The sequence below is a fragment of the Chryseobacterium sp. SSA4.19 genome, assembly GCF_022601875.1.
Classification (GTDB): domain Bacteria; phylum Bacteroidota; class Bacteroidia; order Flavobacteriales; family Weeksellaceae; genus Chryseobacterium.
On sequence record NZ_JAKVIP010000028.1, the window covers coordinates 26,287 to 48,645 of the forward strand.

Genomic DNA, 22,359 nt, shown 5'->3' on the forward strand with positions numbered 1-22,359 from the left:
TTAATCTCTATGGCCATAAAAATGGCCATTTTAGATATTTAATCTGTTAAACCGTTTTCATTTTTGGGAACGGTTTTATTTTTTTATTTATATTTGATCATCATCAAATTAATGAATATGAAAAATTTAAAAAAATTAACAAAATCAGATTTAAAAAGAATTAACGGCGGAAATCCGCCAGATTGTGCACCTAACACAGTAGAGTGTTATTATCCACCCAAAAATGGAAATGCAGGATATTGGCGATGTGTACCAATAACTCCCGGCTGTCCAAATTAAAACAAAACCGCTCCAAGAATGATCTAGGAGCGGTTTTTAAAAAAAATTTAAATAGGTAAATCAAGATTTATATAAGATATGAATCATCAAAAGTGAGCATTGCACGGAAGTGAATAGTGAACATCCGGCTCAGAAAAAATTGTAAAATCAAACCGACGCCGAACAAACTCATAATTGACGATTCACATTAATATAATACGCCCATGCTTTCTGCGGAAAAATCAAGAAGTTCTTCTGTCTTTCCTTCTTTTATTTTTTTAACCCATTCAGGATCCTGTAACAGGGCACGGCCGACGGCCACGAGGTCGAAATCGCCTCTTTCCAGTCTGTAGGTTAATTCTGACAAATCACTTTTTTCAGTTCCCTGTCCGGCAAATGCCGACATAAAATCCCCTTCCAGGCCTACTGATCCTACCGTAATGGTCGGCTGTCCGGTGATCTTCTTTGCCCATCCCGCGAAATTCAGGTCAGAACCTTCAAACTCAGGTTCCCAGAAACGTCTCTGAGAACAGTGGAAAATATCTACGCCTGCCTCTTTTAGCGGCAACAGCCATTCTTCCATTTCTTCCGGTGTGTGGGCGAGTTTTGCAGAGTACTCCTGCTGCTTCCACTGGGAAAGCCGGATAATGATGGTGAAATCCTCTCCTACTGCCGCCCTCATGTTTTTTACAACATCCACAGCAAATCTACTACGCTCTTTTAAGGTTTTCCCTCCGTATTCATCGGTTCTTGTATTGGTGACTTCCCAGAAAAACTGGTCAATCAGATAACCATGTGCTCCGTGGATTTCCAGCACATCAAATCCCAAATCTTTAGCTGATTTTGCAGATGCTGCAAACTGTGCAATCGTATCCTGAATGTCTTCAAGTGTCATAGCAGACGCTTTTTCCATAGGAGCTGAAGGGTAATCATCAGAACTTCTGGTATCACCAACATGCCAGATCTGAGGCCCCATTTTTCCGCCGTTTTCGTGAACGGCATTGATCACATTTTTCCAGCCTTCTAAAGCTTCTGTCCCGTAAAAATCCGGAATATTCTGCATGTTCTTGGAAGCCGGCCTGTCGATCACGGTTCCTTCGGAAATAATCAGGCCTACTTCTGCAGCTGCTCTTCTTGCATAATATTCTGTGATCTGCTGTGTCGGAACACCATTATCGGATTGAGCCCGCGTCATCGGAGCCATTACGATTCTATTGTTAAGCTGTAAATTTTTATATTGAAAAGGTTTAAATAATGATTCTGTGCTCATCTTATTATATTAACTGTTTATAATTGTTACACAAAGTAACTAATAATAGTTCACTTTTGTATCTTACGATAAGAAAAAAGTGGTAACTTCGCAGTAACTTACATTAGTAACATAAAAGTAACACATGATAAAAAATGAACTGATGAAATACAGCTGCCCTTTAGGCAAAGCGATGTCTGCCCTGGGAAGCAAGTGGAAGCCTATTATTGTATTGGTGATCAAAGATCGGAAATTACGTTTCGGTGAGCTTGCCGTACGAATCAGCGTGATCTCCAGAAAAGTGTTAACCGACCAATTAAAAGAAATGCAGACGGATGGCCTGGTTATTCGTGAAGAGTTTAAGGAACTTCCGCCAAGAGTGGAATATTCTTTAACGGAGAAAGGACTGGCTCTACTTCCGATTCTTTATTTGCTGGAGGAGTGGGAAACGAGATATCATGTAAAGGATTTAAACAACGAGGAGGGCTGTAATGTTATGGATAAAAATAATAAAAGTAAAGAAGCTTTCGTTTGCAACAATACAGTAGAATCTGTTTAAAAAGATATTTTAAATTATATAACTGATTTAAATCTTATTTTGAATTTATGTCCGCTGATTCATCAGATTTTTGTTTGCATTTACATCTGCGTAATCGTTATAATCTTTGAGTGATTATTTTCCAGATAAATTTAAGTACGTTTTGAATATCACATTCAATTCCGGAATTTATTTAAAATGCTTCAAATTATTCTCCTACAACCAACATATTTGCAAAAGGTGTAATTTTCTTATTCTTAATAATCTTTAAGCCTGCTTCATGAATCGCCTTCTTCCATTGTTTCTCCCTTAAAAAATGGAATGCTCCGATATTGAAGAAAATAAAATTGATGAGATCCCTGAACTGTTCGGACATCATAATGATCCCTCCATCTTTCAGAACCCTTTTGGCTTCCTTAAAAAATAAAACCCTTTGGTGATGATCCAAAATTTCGTGGAGCGCAGTGACTGCAATAATGACATCCTGGGATTGGTCTTCGAAAGGTAATTTATCCGGTGAAATCTTGATTTCCTTAGGATTGGGCGGAAATACTTTTTTTGAAATTTTTATTCCTTTATCTTTTTCGTGTCTGTTTTCAAAAATATCACAAACGGTCAGATGCAGTTCGGGATGTTCTTCTTCCAGAGTTCTGGACAAAGGATCGAAGCTTGCATGAACCAGAACGGCATCTTTGGTTTTATGCCAGTCTAATATACCTTTTACATTTTTTAAGGTATATACATCCGAATGATCATACAACATATAAGAAGCGACAAGTGAAGCGATGATGTTCAAAAAAATAAGACCGCTCAGTATTCTTAAGACTAAGACAAATTCCTGTGATTCTATCCAAAATGACCATGCGAAAAGAAGAATTGAAACGATAATTCCCAACAGTATTTTCTGATAATTGAAAAGAATAACAAGTTTCGTGATTTTCATTAGATCATTTTTGGTAAGAAGAAGATTTCCAAATTTACACATTACACAACAAAAAGAGTTAGTCTCACAACTTAATGATGTGGGTTGAGAATCGACTGTACGAAAATCATTCTCTGACAGGAGGTCGATAAAAATCATAAAAAAAGTCCGTTTTCACTAGTTGTGAGACGGACTCTTCAAAATTTATCTGAATCCTCAATTAAAATATCGCCGGATATTTCTGAGGATTGGTTTCGTTAAACATAGCATAGATTTTCTCTACCATATCATCCGCAGAAGGCTTACTGAAATAATCTCCGTCACTGGCGTACGCAGGTCTGTGATCGTTCGCAGCAATCGTTAACGGATCAGAATCCAGATACCTGAAGGCTTTCTGCTTTTCTAAGATCTGCTGAAGGATAAATGCTGAAGTTCCGCCTTCCACATCTTCATCAATGACCACCAAACGGTTGGTTTTCTTCACGCTTTCAGCAATTTCATGTGTTAAATCGAAAGGAATCAAGGACTGAACATCAATCACTTCAGAAGAAATACCTAGTTTTTCCAATTCTTCTGCTGCTTCCATTACAATTCTCCAGGTCGAACCGTACGTTACCAGAGTAACATCTTTTCCTTCTTTGGTTACTTCAATTTTTCCGACAGGAACGGTAAATTCCCCTAAGTTGTCAGGCTGCTTTTCTTTTAATCGGTATCCGTTCAAACACTCCACAATTACAGCAGGATCATCACTCTGAAGCATGGTATTGTAGAATCCGGCAGCTTTTGTCAAGTTTCTCGGAACCAATACCAATATTCCTTTTGAAAGGTTCAGGATTCCTGCCATCGGAGAACCGGAATGCCATACACCTTCCAGCCTGTGGCCTCTTGTCCGGATGATTACAGGAGCTTTCTGACCGCCTTTCGTTCTGTACTGAACGGTTGCCAGATCATCACTCATTCCCTGCAAGCAGTATAGGATATAATCCAGGTACTGGATTTCAGCGATCGGTCTCAATCCTCTCATCGCCATTCCAATTCCCTGTCCTAAAATCGTAGCCTCACGGATCCCGGTATCTGCCACACGGATTTCACCGTATTTTTCCTGCATTCCTTCAAGGCCCTGATTGACGTCACCGATATTTCCGGCATCTTCACCAAAGACCAAAGTTTCAGGATATTTCTCGAATATTTTGTCAAAGTTATTACGAACTACTACCCGTCCGTCGACATCTTCAGATGCATCGGAATAGACCGGCTTGATTTCTTTTACGTTTTCAGCTTTCCATTGAGATTGTGAATATAGATGAGAAGAATAGTTGTCTTTTTCCACCTCGAAAATCTCATGGTATTTCTGCATCAGCTGATTTCTTTCTGCAGAATCCGTTCCTCTTGTAGCCAGTAAAGATTTTCTTACCAGATGGAAAACATCTTTCTTGGCTTTGGAAACTAATTTATTGTATTGATTAACATATGTTTCAATGTCAGCATGCTGGCCTTTTAAATTCTCTACCAGAGGCAATACGGAAAAAGCCAGTTCGGTAATGGTTTTCTGGTAATTTTCCCATGCATTTTTCTGACCGGACTTTACTGTTTTCTTAGCTTCTTCATCAATAGCATCCAATTCTTCTGCACTTGCAATGATCTGTTCATTCCCGTCAATTTCAATGGAATAATTCAGGATCCATTCCCTGAATTTTACCAATCCGTCAAACTGGGATTCCCAGGCAAGACGCTCTTCATTTTTATATCGCTCATGCGATCCTGAAGTTGAGTGGCCCTGAGGCTGAGTCACTTCAATCACATGAACTACAACCGGTACGCTTTCCACTCTGGCAAACTGCTCTGCTCTTGCATAGGCATCCAGTAAAGCCGGATAATCCCATGCTTTTACCTGAATGATTTCGCAACCCTGGAATTCGCCTTCTTTTCTCTGGAAACCGCTCAGCATTTCCGCAATATCCGCTTTTGCCCGCTGCTTCATGGTAGGAACCGAAATTCCGTACCCGTCGTCCCAGATCGAAACAATCATCGGCACCTGCAGTGCGCAAGCCGCATTAAGGGTTTCCCAGAAATGGCCTTCTGCTGTAGAAGCATCACCAATGGTTCCGAATGCGATTTCATTCCCGTCTTTTGAAAACTTTTCAGAACCTTCAAACTGTACGGTTTTATATATTTTTGAGGCCTGAGCCAATCCTAACAATCTTGGCATCTGCCCTGCTGTAGGAGAAATATCTGAAGAAATATTTTTTTGGGCCGTCAGGTCTTTCCAACTTCCGTCTTCATGTAAACTTCTTGTGGCAAAATGCCCGTTCATCTGTCTTCCTGCTGAAGCAGGCTCTCTTTCTACGCTGGTATCTGCATACAACTGGGCAAAGAAACTTTCAACCGTCAATGCCTCTGCGGCCAGAGAAAATGTCTGGTCCCTGTAATATCCCGAACGGAAATCCCCGTTCCTGAAAACCTTCGCCATAGCCAACTGAGGAAGTTCCTTACCATCCCCGAAAATCCCGAATTTAGCTTTCCCCGTCAACACTTCCCTTCTTCCCAGATAAGACATTTCACGGGAGATCCTCCCTAGCTTATAATCTTCAAGTATCTGATTTTTAAAATCTTGAAAAGAAATCTGCTGTGTTTCAATATAAGTTGTCTGCATATAAACCAATAAAAAGTTTTTGTTCCTGAAGTATTTTGCTAATATACAATTTTTAAATTAATTTTAATTTTCAATAATATTTTTTAAAAATTTGATAATAAAAGAAATTGTATTTATCTTGGATTAAATTTGTAGGCGATGGAAAAAAAATCCACTCATATTCTTAATGCATCTAGTAATCTTCTGGGGTTTTCGCTGGTGATCATTACCTCATTAAAGATCTCAAAAATCAGCCACAACACGTATCTGGATGAATTTGCAGGAGTGGCATGCCTTTTTTTCGCATTCAGCTGCTTTTTTTCCTTCCTGGCCATCAGAAGCAGACATGAACACCGTGGAAACAGATTTGAAACTATTGCGGATTATTTATTTTTAACCGCCTTATTTTGTATTGTATTGGCTGTTATTATCGTAACGCTGAAAATTATTTAATCTAAAATTTACGCTCGATAACATAATCGAGCATGATGTGCAAAGATTTTTTAGGTTCGGAATCCGGGAACTCATTCAGGATATCTTTTGCTTTCTGCTGAAAATTTTTCATGACAGAGACCGCATATTCCAAACCGCCAGAACTTTTAACAAAACTTATTAATTCCTTTACTCTTTTCTGATCATTATTGTAGCGTTTGATCGTGTTGAAATAATATTTCCTGTCTTTTTCATCAGCTATTTTCAAGGTATGAATCAAAGGCAGGGTCATCTTCTGTTCTTTGATGTCAATTCCCACCGGTTTGCCGATCACATTGGAAGTAAGATAATCAAAAAGGTCGTCTTTGATCTGGAATGCCATTCCGGTATAGGTTCCGAAATCCATCATTTTTTTCGCCAGGTTTTCATCCGCATCGTTTGATAAAACCCCGATTTCACAGCAGGCAGCGATTAATGTAGCGGTTTTCTGACGGATGATTTCGTAATAAACGTCTTCCGTGATGTCCAGCTTCCTGGCTTTCTCCAGCTGAAGAAGTTCCCCTTCCGACATTTCACGGATGGTTCTTGAAATTACGCTCAACAAGTCATAGTCTTTGTGATCCGTTGATAAAAGAACGGACTTTGATAAAAGGTAATCGCCTACAAGAACTGCGATCTTATTTTTCCACAACGCATTAATGGAAAAGAAATTACGGCGTTTGAAACTTTCGTCCACCACATCATCATGTACCAGCGTAGCGGTATGGATCAGCTCAATCATCGAAGCGCCACGGTAGGTCTTTTCATTAACGTCACCAACCAGCTTTGCACAGAGAAACACAAACATCGGCCGCATCTGCTTTCCTTTTGTGGTAACGATAAAGCGGGTGACTTTATCTAGCAAAGGTACTTTGCTCTGCATCGATTCATAAAACTTCTGCTCGAAAAGTTTCATTTCCTCATTAATCGGTCGCTTGATTTCTTCTACAGTGTTGGCCACAATATTCGAATGATGGATAAATTGTTAATTACCACAAAGATAATTTTTTTCATTTAATTTAACAGAAATTAATCTTTGAGTTTTTCTTTCGGAATAAAATACAATGCCGGTTTTGTACTTCCTAGCGGAGAATGAAATTTTTCCCCTGAGATATAAAGCCCCGTTTCATCCACTGTAATCCCTTCAATCTGGCCGATGGATAAAGCACTTCCCATGTAATATTTCTTAGGAGCTTCTTCAAAAAAGATTCCCGGTTCCGTTTCAGTGAAAATTTCTAAAAACACTTCTGTTTTTTTCGTGTAACCGACCAGATACAGCTTTCCATCAAAATAAGATGCGTCTGTAACCACGAAACCTGTTTTAAAAGATTCTGTTTTCTGAGCCTTCTGCTTTTCTGAAACTTCAGGATCAATAATGTAATGGGAAGTTGATTTCGCGCTCCATTCTTTAGTAAAAAGATGAATTTTACCGTTCAGCCAGATTATGGCTTCCGCATCAAAATCTGTTTTCAGGTAACCGGGGATGAATTCCGTCTGTTCAGGATATTCGAAGCGAATTAAAGCAGCACTGTCATTTTTCAGTTCATTGTTTTCAAAAGGTATTTTATAGATTTCAAGATCTTTTCTAGTGCCGGCATTGTTTCCGAAATCCCCGATATAAAAGTTCTGTCCATCGTTTGTCAGGGCTTCCCAGTCTTTGTTTTCGGCATTTACAGCAACTGTGTTTATTATTTTCCCAGATGTTTTGTCAATCTCGAAAAGTTCCGGAGCATTGCCGCTGTCGTTGAAAGTATACAGTTTACCGTTAAAAAGGCTTAATCCCGATGTTTCCCGGATTTTTTCATCCAAATGACTTATCCTGTACGGCCTTATTTTTAGGAACTCCGCTTGCTGGGAGAATACGAAGGAAGAAATAAAGGTACATACCAGCAAAAACTTTTTCATGGGATAAAATTAAATCTTTTTACAAAGGATCTGCAATATTTAATTTTTCAAAACACCTTCAGGCCGATTTCTTTGGAGCAACTTCCTTTTTTGTGTTCTTTTTTGCCCAATATTCCTTTTGATACTGTCTCACCGTTTTACCGCTTCCGTCGTGCCTCCACCCCGGAGAATTGAAAATGTAATTGACCCGGTCTGAGAATTTTAATCCGGGCTGCTTCATGTCTTTCCATATTTTACGCCATTCGTACAGAAGAACAGTATCCGGTTTGTTGTCCGGCATTTTAGGATAAATTCCATATTTTACAGGAACCGCAGGATCTTCCTTTTCAAAAGTTCCGAATATTTTATCCCAGATAATCAGGCACATGCCCATATTCCGGTCGAGGTATTTGATGTTGCAGGCATGATGTACCCGGTGATGAGAAGGAGTTACCAAAATATATTCCAAGATTCCCATACTTTTCACAGCCTGGGTATGTACCCAGGTTCCGTACACCTGGCCTATGGCGTATACCACCATAATATGCCATGGATTAAAACCCAAGAAAGCAAGAGGAGAAAAATACAAATACCTGTACAATGGCTGAAGTACCGGACTTCTAAAACCTGTAGTAAGGTTAAAATATTCAGAACTGTGATGGGTAATATGTACTGCCCAGAATGCCCTTGAGTGATGATCTATATAATGAAGAACGTAATAGGCAAAATCGGTAACCACAAAGCAGATGACCATATACCATACGGTAAAATCCCATGAAAAGAAGCGGTGATTGTAAAAAAAGAACATCACGCCCATGGCAAAGGCTTTCATGATAAAATCCAGACCGAAATTCAGCATAGCCAGATATATATTAGTGGCCACATCCTTTCCGCTGTATAGTTTTGTTTCTGAAACATGGCTGTAGATCATCTCCGCAAGAATAACCGCAGCAAGTATCGGAATTGACCATGAATAGACATATTCAAGTCCGTTTTCGCCCCAAAAATAATCCTTCATGTATACCGGTTTTGATACAAAGTTAGGATTTTAAGAAAATGTTAAGAGATTTTTTTTATTTTTTAATGAAAATTTAATCCGTGCTTTTATTGGCCAACTGTCCGCATGCGGCATCAATATCTCCCCCACGGCTTTTTCGTACCATGACGGTGACTCCTGCATTTTCAAGCTGACGGATATAGTTTTCCTCTGCCTGCTTATTGCACTGATCATATTTTCCGTCACCAATAGGATTGTATTGAATCAGGTTTACTTTGGAAGGAACCTGTTTACAGAATTTAATCAACGCTTTGATGTCTTCATCCTTATCATTGATATCTTTCCAGACACAGTATTCAAAAGTAATGACAGAGCCGGTTTTCTGGTACCAGTACTGCAGTGCTTCCATAATGTCCGTTAACGGAAATTTATCGGAAAAAGGCATGATTTCATTCCGTTTGGTTTCAATAGCGGAATGCAGTGACAGAGCCAGTTTCACCCTGAGGTCATCATCAGCCAGCATTTTGATCATCTTTGGGATTCCGGAAGTGGATACGGTAATTCTCCTCGGCGACATGCCCAAACCTTCCGGCTGGGTAATCTTCCGGATGGCTTCCACTACATTTTTGTAATTCATCATCGGCTCGCCCATTCCCATGAACACAATATTGGAAAGCGGCCTGTTGAAATACATTTTGCTCTGACCGTCGATAAGAGCAACCTGATCTACGATTTCCGCAACTTCAAGGTTCCTCATTCTTTTGAGTCTTGCCGTTGCACAAAACTCGCAGTTCAGCGAGCATCCGACCTGGGAAGACACACAGGCTGTGGTCCTGGTCTCAGTAGGAATCAGAACAGACTCTACCAGTAAACCATCGTGAAGCTTTACTCCGTTTTTAATGGTTCCGTCCGTGCTTTTCTGAAGCTGGTCAACGGAAACGGGATTAATGGTATATTCTTCAGCAATCCTTTCACGGAGAGATTTTGAAAGGTTCGTCATTTCATCAATCGAATGAAGATTTTTACTCCAAAGCCAGTCATACACCTGCTTCGCACGGAACGGCTTTTCTCCTAAAGAAGCAAAGTAGTCTTTAAGCTGGTCGAGTGATAAAGTTCGGATGTCTTTCAAAATAGTGTTAATATAGATTTTAAATTATAAATTTTAGAAAAGATCCTTCACACAAGTTTGTGATCTCATCTAAAATTTATAATCTATCATTTTAAAATTAATTACAGGATTAGCATCGCATCTCCGTAAGAATAGAATTTATACTTTTCTTTCACGGCTTCTTCATAAGCCTGCATGATGAACTCTTTTCCTGCAAAGGCGGCAATCATCATGATCAATGTTGATTTTGGCGTGTGGAAATTGGTGATCATTGAATTCGCTACTCCGAAATCGTGAGGCGGATAAATGAACTTATTGGTCCATCCGTGGAATGATGAGATTTTTTTATTGGATGATACCGAAGTTTCCAAAGCTCTCATGGTCGTTGTTCCTACAGCGCATACTCTTCTGTGAGAGTCGACAGCTTTATTAATGATGTCTGCATTCTTCTCATCGATGAATACTTCTTCAGATTCCATTTTATGCTTGGAAAGATCTTCCACTTCAATCGGATTGAAGGTTCCCAGGCCAACGTGAAGGGTGATTTCTGCGAAATTGATCCCTTTGATCTCCAGTTTCTTCATCAGATGTTTTGAGAAGTGAAGTCCGGCAGTCGGTGCCGCCACAGCGCCTTCTACTTTTGCATAGATGGTCTGGTATCTTTCTGCATCTTCAGGCTCAACCGCTCTTTTGATATATTTAGGAAGAGGTGTTTCCCCCAGTTCTTTCAGTTTGGTTCTGAATTCTTCATAAGAACCATCAAACAAAAACCTGAGTGTCCGTCCTCTGGATGTGGTGTTATCAATCACCTCCGCTACCAAAGATTCATCTTCCGTAAAAAAGAGTTTATTACCGATCCTGATCTTTCTGGCAGGATCTACAAGCACATCCCATACACGGGTTTCTTTATCAAGCTCTCTTAAAAGGAACACTTCAATTTTAGCGCCTGTTTTTTCTTTGTTTCCGTAAAGACGGGCAGGAAAAACCTTGGTATTATTAAAGATGAATAAATCTTCTTCACTGAAATAATCCACTACATCTTTGAACAGCTTATGCTCAATCGTCTGGTTTTTTCTGTCCAAAACCATTAACCGGGCTTCATCTCTGTGTTCTGAAGGGTGCTCTGCCAATAATTCCGCAGGAAGATCAAAATTAAAATCTGATGTTTTCATTTTTTAAATTACGGTTTAAAAATTATAAATTACAGGGTGTAATTTTCGGACTGCAAATATACGACATCAGATACCCCTTTGTCAAGTATATGGCCGATTAATTTTAATAAAGCTCAAAAGCCGTTAATTTTTCCATGTTTTAGTTCTGAAAAAGTTATTTTTGAACACATTAAAATTACACCTATGAGCAAATATTCAATTGAAGCGTTTATCAATGAAACAAAAGAAAATCCACAGGAAAGGGACTACTTTGAACTTGAAAAGCCGCAGCTTTTAGAAATCAACCTTAATAACCAGGCGGTCTGGACGAAAGCAGGAAGCATGGTCAGCTATGTCGGCAATATCAGTTTTGAAAGACAGGGAATGCTAGCCGGGGGATTGGGGAATTTATTGAAAAAAGCGATCAGTGGCGAAGGTTCAAAGCTGATGAAAGCGGAAGGGACCGGAAAACTGTATGTGGCTGATGAAGGGAAAAAAGTACGCATCCTCTATCTGGATAATGAATCCGTATGCGTCAACGGGAATGATGTTTTAGCGCACGAGCAAAGTATTAAAAGCGATATCACGATGCTAAAGAGTATGGCAGGCGTCATGTCTGGCGGGCTTTTTCAGGTAAAATTATCCGGAACAGGCCATATTGCCATTACCACCCACGGAGACCCTCTGACCCTGATCGTAACACCTGATAGCCCGGTTTTTACAGATCCGAATGCTACAGTAGCGTGGTCCGGAAACCTGAGCCATGAACTGAAAACCAATGTTTCTCTTAAAAGCCTGATCGGAAGAGGCAGCGGCGAAGAATTCCAGATGAAATTTTCCGGCCATGGCTGGGTACTGATTCAACCGTATGAGGAAGTGTACAGGATTGAGAAGTAAGTCTTGGACTCATTTTGCCGCTAAGCATTTCGGAAGTACTGTTGATGATCATATTTTATTTAAAAATTAATATCCTGAATTCCTTTATCCTGCGTTGTGATCACGTTTCCATTCAGATCATAGTCTATCGGATTGCAGATATAGAACGCCTGCCACAAAAAGATAAAGAATGTCTTTTACTTACCGTAGATAATTTATTAAAGCAACTAAATTAAATATGTTATAAAAAAAAGAAGCCGTCTCATTTCACGAGACGGCTTCTTTTTTTTATAACAGTCACGGATTATAAATCTGCGACATCGGGAGATTATTCTATATCCTGATAATTCTTTACCAGTTCATTATATTCTTCTTTAAGCTCCTTATCAAAATTTAACATATCATCTAATATATTTACCTGTTGTTCAATAGAGGTGAATATATCTGAATTATCTCCAAAAGAACTCAAAAATTTTTCTTTCATTTCCAAAGATATGAATCCTGCAATCGCAATTTCCCACTCTCTTGAACCTACAATCGCCCAATCATCTGAAGCCATCGAGGTAATCCGCTGTACTTTTAATTGTGGTCTGTCCTGAGGATCCATTCACAGTGGTTGTGTTCTCTTTCTGTATTTACTACGAGATTTAAAATAAAGAGTTAGTCTTACAACTTAATGATGTGGGTTGAGAATCGACTGTACGAAAATCATTCTCTGACAGGAGGTCGATAAAAATCATAAAAAAAGTCCGTTTTCACTAGTTGTGAGACGGACTCTTTATTGTTATCAATCACGGATTATAAATCCGCGACATCGGAGTTGCTTATCTACCGGCACGAGCGGTGGCCAACGAGAAAAATATTAAAAGTTAATACAAAGCAAGAACTTTTTTGAGATACTCCTCAGCAATATTCTTATTAGCTGCAAATGTATAAGGTGTATATGACTTACTTGATGGGTCATAGAGTGATATTTCAGAAGACTTAACTCTAAATAAATACATCGGCTTTTTAACAATTAATTTCTGTTTAAAAAATAAAGACATCATTTGTGTATTCTTATTAATAAACAATGAATCTACCTGTACTGGATCTTCATCCGCAAAAAATGCATCTTGTATTTCATAATTATAATGTATCGAATAATGGCCTATATGAGTAGGATTGTATTTACTTTTCTTTTTTTTGAACCAATGTAAAAACATATCAAGGTCACGCTGTCCAACAATATAGGTCATTTGTATGGTATCATTTTTCATTGCAGTCATCCCGAATGGCCAACTTGGTGCAATAGTAACTTCTTCTTTAAATCTTCCTTTTATATCAAAAAGCTGAATTGAAGGAGCTCCTTGATCAGTAGTATATCTAACACGTATTATATCCGATTTATCTGCACTTACTTGATAAGAAAAGCCAATACCTTCCAATTTATCAAAATTCGAATTTCCACATGCTATAATAGATAATGATAATGCTAAAAGCAGAAAGATATTTTTTATTTTCGATCTCCCCATATTATTTTGCTTTTTTTGATTATTCCTTCAGCTGTTGTTACATTTTCATACCCTAAACGCTGAAATAGGTTTGAATTAAAATGTTCTCCATAAGCTGGGAAACCTTCTTTTTGGGCTTTACTTTTCCAGTAAGAATTGTTAAATATAAGTTCCCATTTATTATTTTTTGATAGATTAAAGCCTCCTGCATTTAGCATGAAATCCATTTTATTTTGTCCTGTTATTTCAGCTGCCCTACCTGCTGCAAAATTTCCAACATCTCTTGCTGAAACGTATACTCCATCTGCGATTTGTGAACCAGCATATAATCCGCCTCCATTTTGCGTTTTATAATCATATTTATCGCCTCCACCACCATTCCATGCATAATCCATTCTTGAAAAAAAGCCTCCTTTTGTTTTCACTTTTTCAGACATTTCACTACTAAAGTTATTAAGCCAATCCCTCGCCTGATAAGATCCAAAATTTATTCTACCTGTCGGTGCTCCACCTTGATCAAACTGAGTGAATGAATCCCAAACCAATGTTCTTCCCATTCTATCCCCACCTCCGGAAGTATTCTCTTTAGAATAGTTTTGATTAAGTTCTTTTTGGGTTTCTTTAGCATTACCATTATGACGATAAACACCTAAATCTCCATCATTATAAACCGCAACAACATTTCCAAACTTATCTGTATGGGTACTTTCTGTACCACGTCCATCTGGATCAATAAAATTTATAGGATTATTTACTACATAATTATAAGGTGACCATCTTCTGTATTGCTCCGCCAGCGGATCCACCACGCCCCATCTTCCGATATCCGGCATATAAAATCTCGCTCCATAATCATACATCCCTGTCTCCTGGAGTTCTTTTCCGTTGTACTTATAATTCTTATAAGTCCCTGCTCCAAACATTGTAGTTCCGGTCTTCAGATGGTTCATTCCAAACGGATAATAGTCATTGCTGTCCGTAATTTCAAGAGCACCTGCGCTGTTTCTTCCAAAGCTCACCCTGGCTGAACTTCGTTCGTAGTCTTCGTAAAAGATTCTCTTTTACTAGCCTATCTAAGTGGTCCTTGTACTGGTAAATATACTGGTTTTTCTGGTAATCATAAAATCCTTCCGAGGTCGGGAAAAACTGAAGGTTACGGTTCTTGGCGGCCACTGTCAGTTCCGCTGCCATCGGTTCCACAGAAAATGCCTGCCTTTCAAGGGCCCTCGAGGTTTCCAGGCTGGCCATCATTTCAGTGCTGATCCCGAAGTTTTCTGTTTTCAGGTACTGGAAGCCATCGAGGTAATCCGTTGTCTTTTTTTGTATGGTTTCACCTGAAATCCCATTTACAACAGTCCTGTTCTCTTTCTGTAATTTATCCCCGTCCGCCCCGTATTTCGTCTTAACGGTAACCGTTTCAGACCCTTTGGCATAATTGAGCTGATCCGGAAGGTTCAGGTAATTGTATTTAATTGTACTGATCCCCTTGTCCGGCATCCCGGTCATATTCCCGTTCAGGTCATAAGGAATGGTTCCGCCGCCGCCTTCATACCCGGTAGGGCTGTTCTGCAGGTCTTTGATACTGGTCAGCCTGTTGCTTTTGTTCCCTGAAGCATAAGTGTATTCCAGGCGGTCAATGGTGGTGGCCGTATTGCCGGACACTATCACGGAAGTCCTGTACAGGTTGATGATGTTCCCATTGAGGTCATAATCGATGGACTCGGTATTTTCCTTACTGTTCGGGTTATTCGGGTTCTGGTAATAGCCTGCCGTCAATCGGTTCAGTTTATCATACGCATAGCCGTATCTTTTTGGGGTTAATGAAGGATTTTGTCCTAACGTTTCTACTGCTCTCCAGTCCACTTCGGCAATATTCCCGTTGTATCTTCCCGCTACGTTTTTTCCCGGGAATAAAACAGGATCAGGATTGGTAATCCCTTCTTTACCTGTGTATTTTATGTTGTAGGCAAACAGCTTCCCGCTCAGATCGGATACAGACATCTGGGTTCAAAAATAAACAAGAGCAGAAATTATCTACTCTTGTTTCTATTAATTTGAATTTATTTTTTTTTATTTTCAATGAGTTAATTATTTAAATCATATCATCACTAACTCTGATACATTACCAGCCGAAAGAATAATAATTGCTTCCTCAGGTTAATTTAGCATTGTAGATAATTTTTCATATAGCTCTTTTTTAGATTTAGTTTTTTTAAACTCTCTATTTTCTTTAAACTTGAATTGAAGAGCCTGAAGTTTTTCTATATTTATTCCAAACAAATTCTCTTCAAACTCCAAATAATCATACTCATCTAAATACAAAGAATCTAATATATTGATAAAAAAAGTTAAACAATCTCTTTTAAAATTATTTTCAATATTTTCATTATAGATTATTTCATCAAATAAATCTATTTCTAAATATTTATAAGTAAACTCTATAAGTGAATAAAAAGAAAAAGAATTAGTGAAATTTTCTACTAATATTTTTATATCCTCATAGCAAACCTTTTCCCATAATTCAGGAAGGCACACAAATAACTGAACCGTATAAGTCGGATTGGTTTTTTCAAAATTATATAATAAAAGTTCCAAATAGTTTAGTGATAAAATTTTCTCCAAATATCTATTTCTTTCAATAAAAAATCTATCAATTGGAAAATAGTCTATAATCTTATTTTTGGAATCTCTAATTAATAATTCTGATATTTCTTTGACTTGATGGTCAATATATATTCTGTTCATATCTTTTAATCAACGGTATATGCTTTTAATTTTGCTTTGCTAACATCCACTCCCATATTAGATAAGATATAAGGAAACCTTTAGCTTCTATTGCAGATGGTTGATAATGCCCTGATGCATTATTAATTTCCATAACTTGTCCTTTATACAAACGAAGTTGTCCTGCTGCTTGAACTTCATTGGCTCCACCAGATAGATAATAATGTCCTGATCCAATTTTAAGCTCCCCTGACTCTGTTACAACAAAATCAAATCGCCCATTTGTAACAGATCTTCCACCTACTGAGATGTTACCTTCACTTATACTTACTCCTAAACTCTGAAAGGATTCACCAGTTTGTGGAGCAGTACTTTTCGCGGATATTAAATTGGACGATTCGGCTTCAGCAGCAACTCCTCTTGTTCCTTTTCCAACGCCTGCAATTCTTCCAGCACCTTCTGCTGCAAGTACTGCTAAGCCTTGAGCTCCTAATGCTCCAGCAGCTTTTCCATTGCCATTAACTGCCTTGAATCCATTCTTAACCATATCTGTTGTACCCATATGGGTCAGATTAGTTATTTTATCGGACGCAGAAGTATACCTACCAGCTTTCGCATCATTTATTGCTCCTCCTATCGTTGTTCCAATTACTTTTCCCGGTCTTGCAGCTAATTGAGCACCACCTACAACTATATTTTTAGCCTCTTGCTTAAAGCCTGTCCAAACATCCTTCCAATATTTGCTACAACACCTTTCAGCCTCTCTGCCATCAGGATCCACAAACATAATCGGGTTATCTAAAGCATAAGTATAAGGTGAGAACCTTCTTGATTTTTCTGCAAGCTCGTCCTCTACTCCCCATCTACCAATATCCGGCATATAGAACCTTGCTCCGTAATCATACATCCCGGTCTCTTGGAGTTCCTTTCCATTGTACTTATAATTCTTATAAGTCCCTGCTCCAAATAAGGTATTTCCAGTTTTCAGATGGTTCATCCCGAAAGGATAATAGTCATTGGCATCCGTAATTTCAAGAGCACCTGCGCTGTTCCTTCCAAAGCTCACCCTGGTGTTTCCCAGGTGGTCCTTGTACTGGTAAATATACTGGTTTTTCTGGTAATCATAAAATCCTTCCGAGGTCGGGAAAAACTGGAGATTGCGGTTCTTGGCGGCCACTGTCAGTTCCGCTGCCATCGGTTCCATAGAAAATGCCTGTCTTTCCAGGGCCCTTGATGTTTCAAGGCTGGCCATCATTTCAGTGCTGATCCCGAAGTTTTCTGTTTTCAGGTACTGGAAGCCATCGAGGTAAACCGTGGTCTTCTTTTGGATGGTTTCCCCGGAAATCCCATTTACAACAGTCGTGTTCTCTTTCTGTAATTTACTACGAGATTTAAAATAAACAGAGCCAACTCAAAGGAGTTGGCTCTGTTTATTGTTATCAATCACGGATTATAAATCCGCGACATCGAGGATGTTGGCTTCTTTGTTATTTTCATATATCTTAAAATCTAAATTATAAGCAATTTACTTATAAAACAAAGACCAATTTTCCGTAAGAAAATACGTCATAAAAGCAAGATATAACATTATAAAAATAAATAGCAAAATTACTACACTATTTAAAAATACCCACAACTTACTCTTATTAAGTATTTTATCCTTAAAAATAAGTATATATAATGATATACTATTTAGCACAAGTGCTATTATAAATAGAATTGTTATTTTTAAATTAAACCCAAAGGAAGGTAAAAATATTAGAAGGGAGATTAATGAAATTAACTGCGAAAAATGAATTGTCCGTTTCATAGTTTATTTATTCTTTTGTGGTATTGCTGTTTTTACTTCATTCAAAATATTTACACGATAATCATTATCAATAGTCGTATGTGTTGTATTTGAGGTCTTAACGTTTACAATTTTTGACATACTATTATTACTTGTAGGTTCAAGTTTTGTTCCTCCTATTGGCGTTTCTGTTTGATAATAATTAATCGCAACATCAGTATTTGAAGGAATCTTATTATCATTTACTCCATAATCTGAAATATCCAAAGTTACCATTTTATTAATTTTAACATCTGGATTATCATTAGCCACGTTGACGATATTATCCCCTCCCATACTATGTCCAACCAATACTAATTGTCCATCAGGACTTAATTCCCTAAAGGCTTTGATAGATTCCGAAATATCATTTGGGGTTCGCGAATTAAATGAGGCATCAAAAACAGCAACTTGAGTATCTTTTTGAGATGAATAAGCATTAACAAGCGTACTTGCAAAATTATCTTTCCCTATATTCTTAACTTGGGTTTTTCCTGGGTCTGGATTACCTCCTTGCCAACCTCTAACAGCTATAATCAAATTTTTTGTCCCTTCATTTAATTTTACAGCTTCTAAGCCTTCCAATTCTCTAGCATCAATGACCCTATTTTCAGAAAATGCATAGGTACTATTATGAGTATATTTTTCAGCAAGCGGGTCTATATTGAAGAAGCGAGCAACATCCGGCATATACTGTCGCCATTTAAATGAGTAAAATCCAGTTTCCTGCAATTCCTGTTCTTGGTACTTATAATTCTTATAAGTCCCTGCTCCAAACATTGTAGTTCCGGTCTTCAGATGGTTCATCCCAAACGGATAATAATCGTTGGCATCGGTAATCTCAAGAGCACCTGCGCTGTTCCTTCCAAAGCTCACCCTGGTGTTTCCTAAGTGATCTTTATACTGGTAAATATATTGATTATTTCTGCAAAATTTATTAACATAAAAAATAATACTCACTACTAAAATTTAAAGACTTCTTTAATAAAAATGTAGCTTTATTATAACACAAAACCCACCGCAATTGCGGTGGGTTCTTTCTTGTTGCTCACGGATTACAAATCCGCGAGATCAGGTAGCGGGATTAATTAGTAATGTCTACTGAGGGTTCATCGTAAATTTTAATGATTTTATCAAATACCCATCCTTTATTAACGTCATATTTTAATCTAACACTACGTTTGTCCTCAAATACCAAAAAAGGTCTTTCATTATTATATTTTTGATAATCAGTTTTATCAATTTCTAATACTAGATCTATATAATTATTTCTTAAATTTTCATATATAATAGTTAGTATTAATACATCACCATCTTGACTTTTTAAATAATTTAAGAACTCATTCTTATTAGAATATAAATTAACATTACTTTTTGAATCATATTTTTTATTTATAAAATCGATTTCATGGGGTAATATATAATTGATTTTATACCCTTTTACTATGTTAATGTCCCTATTTGCAGAATAGGAATTTTTAATAATGTCTTGCAAATTTATCTTTTGGCCAAAACATACAATGCTAACAAAAGAAAATAATAGAATTAATTTTTTTTTCATTTTTTAGGGCTTAAGTAAAGTATTTAAATTTCTCATCACTTGAAAAACTTGTGCTTGAATTCTAATATTACTTGTATTTGATTTAAAAGTACCATAATCCATAGTATTGATATTACCGTTTTGATTATAATGTGTAATTGTTTTCGGATAGGAACCAGGGTTACTAAGCGGCATCCATTTACCTACATTATTACTTGCACTACTATAGTCTGCAGTCGTTATACTCCCTGTATTACCTGCAACATTGTATCCCAATACAACATCTGGAATTGTTGATATTTCATTTCTATCTGTAGTTGACGAGCCATTTCCCCCAATTTTTATAGTACCATTACTTTCTTGTTTTATAACTGCTCCATGGCTGTGCCCATTATAAGCAACAGTAAAACCATTTTTAACAAGTGCTCGCTCAGCAGGACCAACATTGACAGTTCCAGCATTATTATTAGAAACAGTTTCTATTGATTGAGAGCCACCATTATTCCCTACAGCAAAACCTTGTTCTTGCATATTGTTAGCTTCAGTGTTTGCGAAAGCAGTATCCATTGCACTGATTTCCCCTTGAGTAGGATTGCTAATTAGATCTGAATAGGCACTTTCATTTACCACCCCTCCTGATGACAGTGTATTTTGGATTGCTTGCTGTGTAGTATTAGTTAAAGCTACAATTACCCGGTTATCATTCTTGCCATCCCATCCTAAATACTGTCCATTTATTCCAAAATAATCTCCAAAAGGAGCTCTTCCATCAGGATCAATAAATCTAATCGGATTATTAAACGCATAGTTGTAAGGACTGTGTCTCGTCATCTTTTCCGCCAGCGGATCCACCACGCCCCATCTTCCGATATCCGGCATATAGAATCTCGCACCATAGTCGTACATTCCGGTTTCCTGAAGCTCCTTTCCGTTGTACTTATAGTTCTGGTAGGCTCCCAGCATACTTTTCATTCCTCCGATATGGTTCATTCCAAAAGCATAATAATTATTCGTATCTGTGATCTCAAGAGTACCGTGGCTGTTTTTACCATAGCTCACCCTCGCATTTCCAAGATGGTCCCTGTACTGGTAAATATAACGGTTTTCCGTGAAACTGTAAAACCCTTCTGCGGTAGACACAAAATCCAGCTGCCAGCCCAGGGCTACGGGAGTCGGAATAATAACGGGATCTTTGAAGGCCTCCTGCTCATAGGCAACACTGGTCCTGCACCAGGCACAGGGCTGAACCGTCTCTGAGAAACTGTACTGGAAACCCTCTAAATAATCCGTGTATTTATATGAGGTGGCCTGGCCTCTTCCTCCACCGCTGCTGTTTGTTTTGCGGACTTTAGTACCATCAGCACGGTATAAATAACTTAAACCGAAGTTCACAGGATTTCCTGACAATGGATTAACCTGTGAAATGCCAAAAACATCCGGAAGATTTAAATGGTTATACGTGATGTCCTGAATTCCTTTATCCTGCATTGTGATCATGTTTCCATTCAGATCATAGTCTATCGGATTGTTCCCGCCTTCATAACCTGTACTGTTAGGGACGTTCTCAACAATTTTCGTAAGGCGGTTTCCTATATACTGATACGCCAGGTCATCTATCAGAGTTACCGTGGGAGAAAATACCTGTGGAGCAGATCTTTTTAAGGTATTGATATTTCCGTTCAAATCATAGGTAAGATACTCATTGAAGCTGCCACTCACTCCCGTGCTCGGCTCCCTGTAAAAGGCATTTGCCAGCCTGTTCAGTTTATCATATTCATAATTATACCTTTTCATCAGGTTTTCCGAACCGTTGTTCCAGTCCACTTCTGTAATATTGCCGTTGAATCTTCCCGGAGCAATATTTGAAGATACCGGGTTGTTATACCTGATTTCATACCCAAATAGCTTCCCGTTAAGGTTCGCAGGATCATTGATTCTGGTCATCCAGCCCCGGATATTGTATTGATAATCGATGCTCTGAAGCGGATTTGATGCCACTGTACCTCCAACTTTCTTGTTGCTCAGCTGGGAAAGTTCATTGTAGGTATTCTGAGCCAGTATTTCAGGAGTATTATTATCTACCTTATGCGTATGGGTTAAGAGCCTGTTCTGGTGGTCATAAGTAAAATTCTCGGTGATAATCCGGTCGGTATCCGTACTCAGTCTTTTATGTCGGGTAACGGTCTGCTTCACTACGCCTGCAAAATCAAGCAGGGATTCTGTTTTGGTATAGCCTCCCAGGTGGTTGATAGAATGGGTAAAAATCACTCTTCCCATCGTGTCGTAATAGGGATAGGTCTTGGTCCAGTTGGTATCCTCGATGTTCCTTATATAGGAAGCCGTGGACAAACTGTTGGTGGAGGCATCGTTATCTGCACCGGTTGCCTGGCCCAGGATATACTGTCCTAAAACCGTTGCCGGAACAGCCGGGGCTTCCGGCGGATAGGTATCATAATAGTTAATCCCGAGGAGAATCGTCCCGGTGGAAGGATAGGCCAGGTTCCGGTAGTATACATTCATGCCACCAATCACCACAGGATTGGGAATACGGCTTTCGTTATTCAGGGGATTAAGACTGGTGGAAGGAAGGTTGTTTACATAGTCCTGCACCGCTGTACGGGATTCTGTATTGGGATAGAAGCCGGTAAGGACAATCCTGTTGTAGCTGTCATACTTGGTAAAGAGCCA

The 22,359-nt window shown here is 38.4% G+C and carries 21 protein-coding genes; 4 read left to right on the forward strand and 17 right to left on the reverse strand.

The window, feature by feature from the left end:
- The first annotated feature begins 117 nt into the window (after window positions 1-117).
- Window positions 118-279: a hypothetical protein gene (locus MKJ01_RS16285; protein ID WP_241615169.1), complete on the forward strand. Its 162-nt coding sequence runs from the start codon at window positions 118-120 to the stop codon at window positions 277-279.
- 187 nt (window positions 280-466) lie between these two features.
- Here MKJ01_RS16285 and MKJ01_RS16290 read toward each other — a convergent pair whose 3' ends face one another.
- Window positions 467-1,528 (reverse strand): NADH:flavin oxidoreductase, encoded by a 1,062-nt coding sequence (locus MKJ01_RS16290; protein ID WP_241615170.1) that lies wholly within the window; start codon window positions 1,526-1,528, stop codon window positions 467-469.
- A 142-nt stretch (window positions 1,529-1,670) separates the two neighbouring features.
- Here MKJ01_RS16290 and MKJ01_RS16295 point away from each other — a divergent pair, with 142 nt between their 5' ends.
- Entirely contained in the window at window positions 1,671-2,066 is a 396-nt protein-coding gene (locus MKJ01_RS16295; RefSeq protein WP_241615171.1) for a helix-turn-helix domain-containing protein, read from the forward strand.
- A 187-nt stretch (window positions 2,067-2,253) separates the two neighbouring features.
- On the opposite strand, the gene MKJ01_RS16300 is transcribed toward MKJ01_RS16295, so the two are convergent.
- The gene (locus MKJ01_RS16300) at window positions 2,254-2,988 is read right to left on the reverse strand and encodes a class I SAM-dependent methyltransferase (protein WP_241615173.1); all 735 of its coding nucleotides are present in this window, start codon (window positions 2,986-2,988) and stop codon (window positions 2,254-2,256) included.
- 199 nt (window positions 2,989-3,187) lie between these two features.
- The gene (locus MKJ01_RS16305; RefSeq protein WP_241615174.1) at window positions 3,188-5,620 is read right to left on the reverse strand and encodes a thiamine pyrophosphate-dependent enzyme; all 2,433 of its coding nucleotides are present in this window, start codon (window positions 5,618-5,620) and stop codon (window positions 3,188-3,190) included.
- A gap of 138 nt (window positions 5,621-5,758) precedes the next feature.
- Here MKJ01_RS16305 and MKJ01_RS16310 point away from each other — a divergent pair, with 138 nt between their 5' ends.
- Entirely contained in the window at window positions 5,759-6,052 is a 294-nt protein-coding gene (locus MKJ01_RS16310; protein ID WP_241615175.1) for a hypothetical protein, read from the forward strand.
- A 1-nt stretch (window position 6,053) separates the two neighbouring features.
- Here MKJ01_RS16310 and MKJ01_RS16315 read toward each other — a convergent pair whose 3' ends face one another.
- The 5 genes from MKJ01_RS16315 to queA all read right to left on the reverse strand — a co-directional run bounded on the left by MKJ01_RS16315 (window position 6,054) and on the right by queA (window position 11,231).
- Window positions 6,054-7,031 carry a polyprenyl synthetase family protein gene (locus tag MKJ01_RS16315; RefSeq protein ID WP_241615176.1) on the reverse strand — a complete coding sequence of 326 codons (978 nt, stop codon included), beginning with the start codon at window positions 7,029-7,031 and terminating at the stop codon, window positions 6,054-6,056.
- Window positions 7,032-7,099: 68 nt separating this feature from the next.
- Window positions 7,100-7,975, reverse strand: a complete 876-nt coding sequence (locus MKJ01_RS16320; protein WP_241615177.1) for a hypothetical protein — start codon at window positions 7,973-7,975, stop codon at window positions 7,100-7,102.
- Between the two features lie 58 nt (window positions 7,976-8,033).
- Window positions 8,034-8,972, reverse strand: coding sequence for a sterol desaturase family protein (locus MKJ01_RS16325; protein ID WP_241615178.1), 939 nt, complete (start codon window positions 8,970-8,972; stop codon window positions 8,034-8,036).
- A gap of 73 nt (window positions 8,973-9,045) precedes the next feature.
- Complete coding sequence (gene rlmN, locus MKJ01_RS16330) at window positions 9,046-10,080, reverse strand: 23S rRNA (adenine(2503)-C(2))-methyltransferase RlmN (protein ID WP_241615179.1); 1,035 nt, start codon at window positions 10,078-10,080, stop codon at window positions 9,046-9,048.
- Between the two features lie 101 nt (window positions 10,081-10,181).
- Window positions 10,182-11,231, reverse strand: a complete 1,050-nt coding sequence (gene queA / locus MKJ01_RS16335) for a tRNA preQ1(34) S-adenosylmethionine ribosyltransferase-isomerase QueA (RefSeq protein WP_241615180.1) — start codon at window positions 11,229-11,231, stop codon at window positions 10,182-10,184.
- Between the two features lie 183 nt (window positions 11,232-11,414).
- On the opposite strand from queA, the gene MKJ01_RS16340 reads away from it, so the two are divergent.
- A complete protein-coding gene (locus MKJ01_RS16340; RefSeq protein ID WP_241615181.1) occupies window positions 11,415-12,107 on the forward strand; it encodes an AIM24 family protein in 693 nt (230 codons plus the stop codon).
- A gap of 307 nt (window positions 12,108-12,414) precedes the next feature.
- On the opposite strand, the gene MKJ01_RS16345 is transcribed toward MKJ01_RS16340, so the two are convergent.
- The 9 genes from MKJ01_RS16345 to MKJ01_RS16385 all read right to left on the reverse strand — a co-directional run.
- Window positions 12,415-12,693 (reverse strand): hypothetical protein, encoded by a 279-nt coding sequence (locus MKJ01_RS16345; protein ID WP_241615182.1) that lies wholly within the window; start codon window positions 12,691-12,693, stop codon window positions 12,415-12,417.
- Window positions 12,694-12,955: 262 nt separating this feature from the next.
- On the reverse strand, window positions 12,956-13,600 hold the full coding sequence (locus MKJ01_RS16350; protein ID WP_241615183.1) for a hypothetical protein: 645 nt from the start codon (window positions 13,598-13,600) through the stop codon (window positions 12,956-12,958).
- A complete protein-coding gene (locus tag MKJ01_RS16355; RefSeq protein WP_241615184.1) occupies window positions 13,582-14,598 on the reverse strand; it encodes an RHS repeat-associated core domain-containing protein in 1,017 nt (338 codons plus the stop codon). The genes MKJ01_RS16350 and MKJ01_RS16355 overlap by 19 nt, the downstream gene beginning before the upstream one ends.
- Window positions 14,564-15,580: a hypothetical protein gene (locus MKJ01_RS16360; protein WP_241615185.1), complete on the reverse strand. Its 1,017-nt coding sequence runs from the start codon at window positions 15,578-15,580 to the stop codon at window positions 14,564-14,566. Before MKJ01_RS16360 ends, MKJ01_RS16355 begins: the two co-directional genes overlap by 35 nt.
- Before the next feature lie 156 nt (window positions 15,581-15,736).
- Window positions 15,737-16,324, reverse strand: coding sequence for a hypothetical protein (locus tag MKJ01_RS16365; RefSeq protein ID WP_241615186.1), 588 nt, complete (start codon window positions 16,322-16,324; stop codon window positions 15,737-15,739).
- A gap of 25 nt (window positions 16,325-16,349) precedes the next feature.
- Entirely contained in the window at window positions 16,350-17,558 is a 1,209-nt protein-coding gene (locus MKJ01_RS18970) for an RHS repeat-associated core domain-containing protein (protein ID WP_241615187.1), read from the reverse strand.
- A 558-nt stretch (window positions 17,559-18,116) separates the two neighbouring features.
- Window positions 18,117-19,091: an alpha/beta fold hydrolase gene (locus MKJ01_RS18975; RefSeq protein ID WP_241615188.1), complete on the reverse strand. Its 975-nt coding sequence runs from the start codon at window positions 19,089-19,091 to the stop codon at window positions 18,117-18,119.
- 124 nt (window positions 19,092-19,215) lie between these two features.
- Entirely contained in the window at window positions 19,216-19,692 is a 477-nt protein-coding gene (locus tag MKJ01_RS16380) for a hypothetical protein (RefSeq protein ID WP_241615189.1), read from the reverse strand.
- A gap of 3 nt (window positions 19,693-19,695) precedes the next feature.
- A partial coding sequence (locus tag MKJ01_RS16385; protein WP_241615191.1) for an RHS repeat-associated core domain-containing protein occupies window positions 19,696-22,359 on the reverse strand: 2,664 nt, incomplete at its 5' end.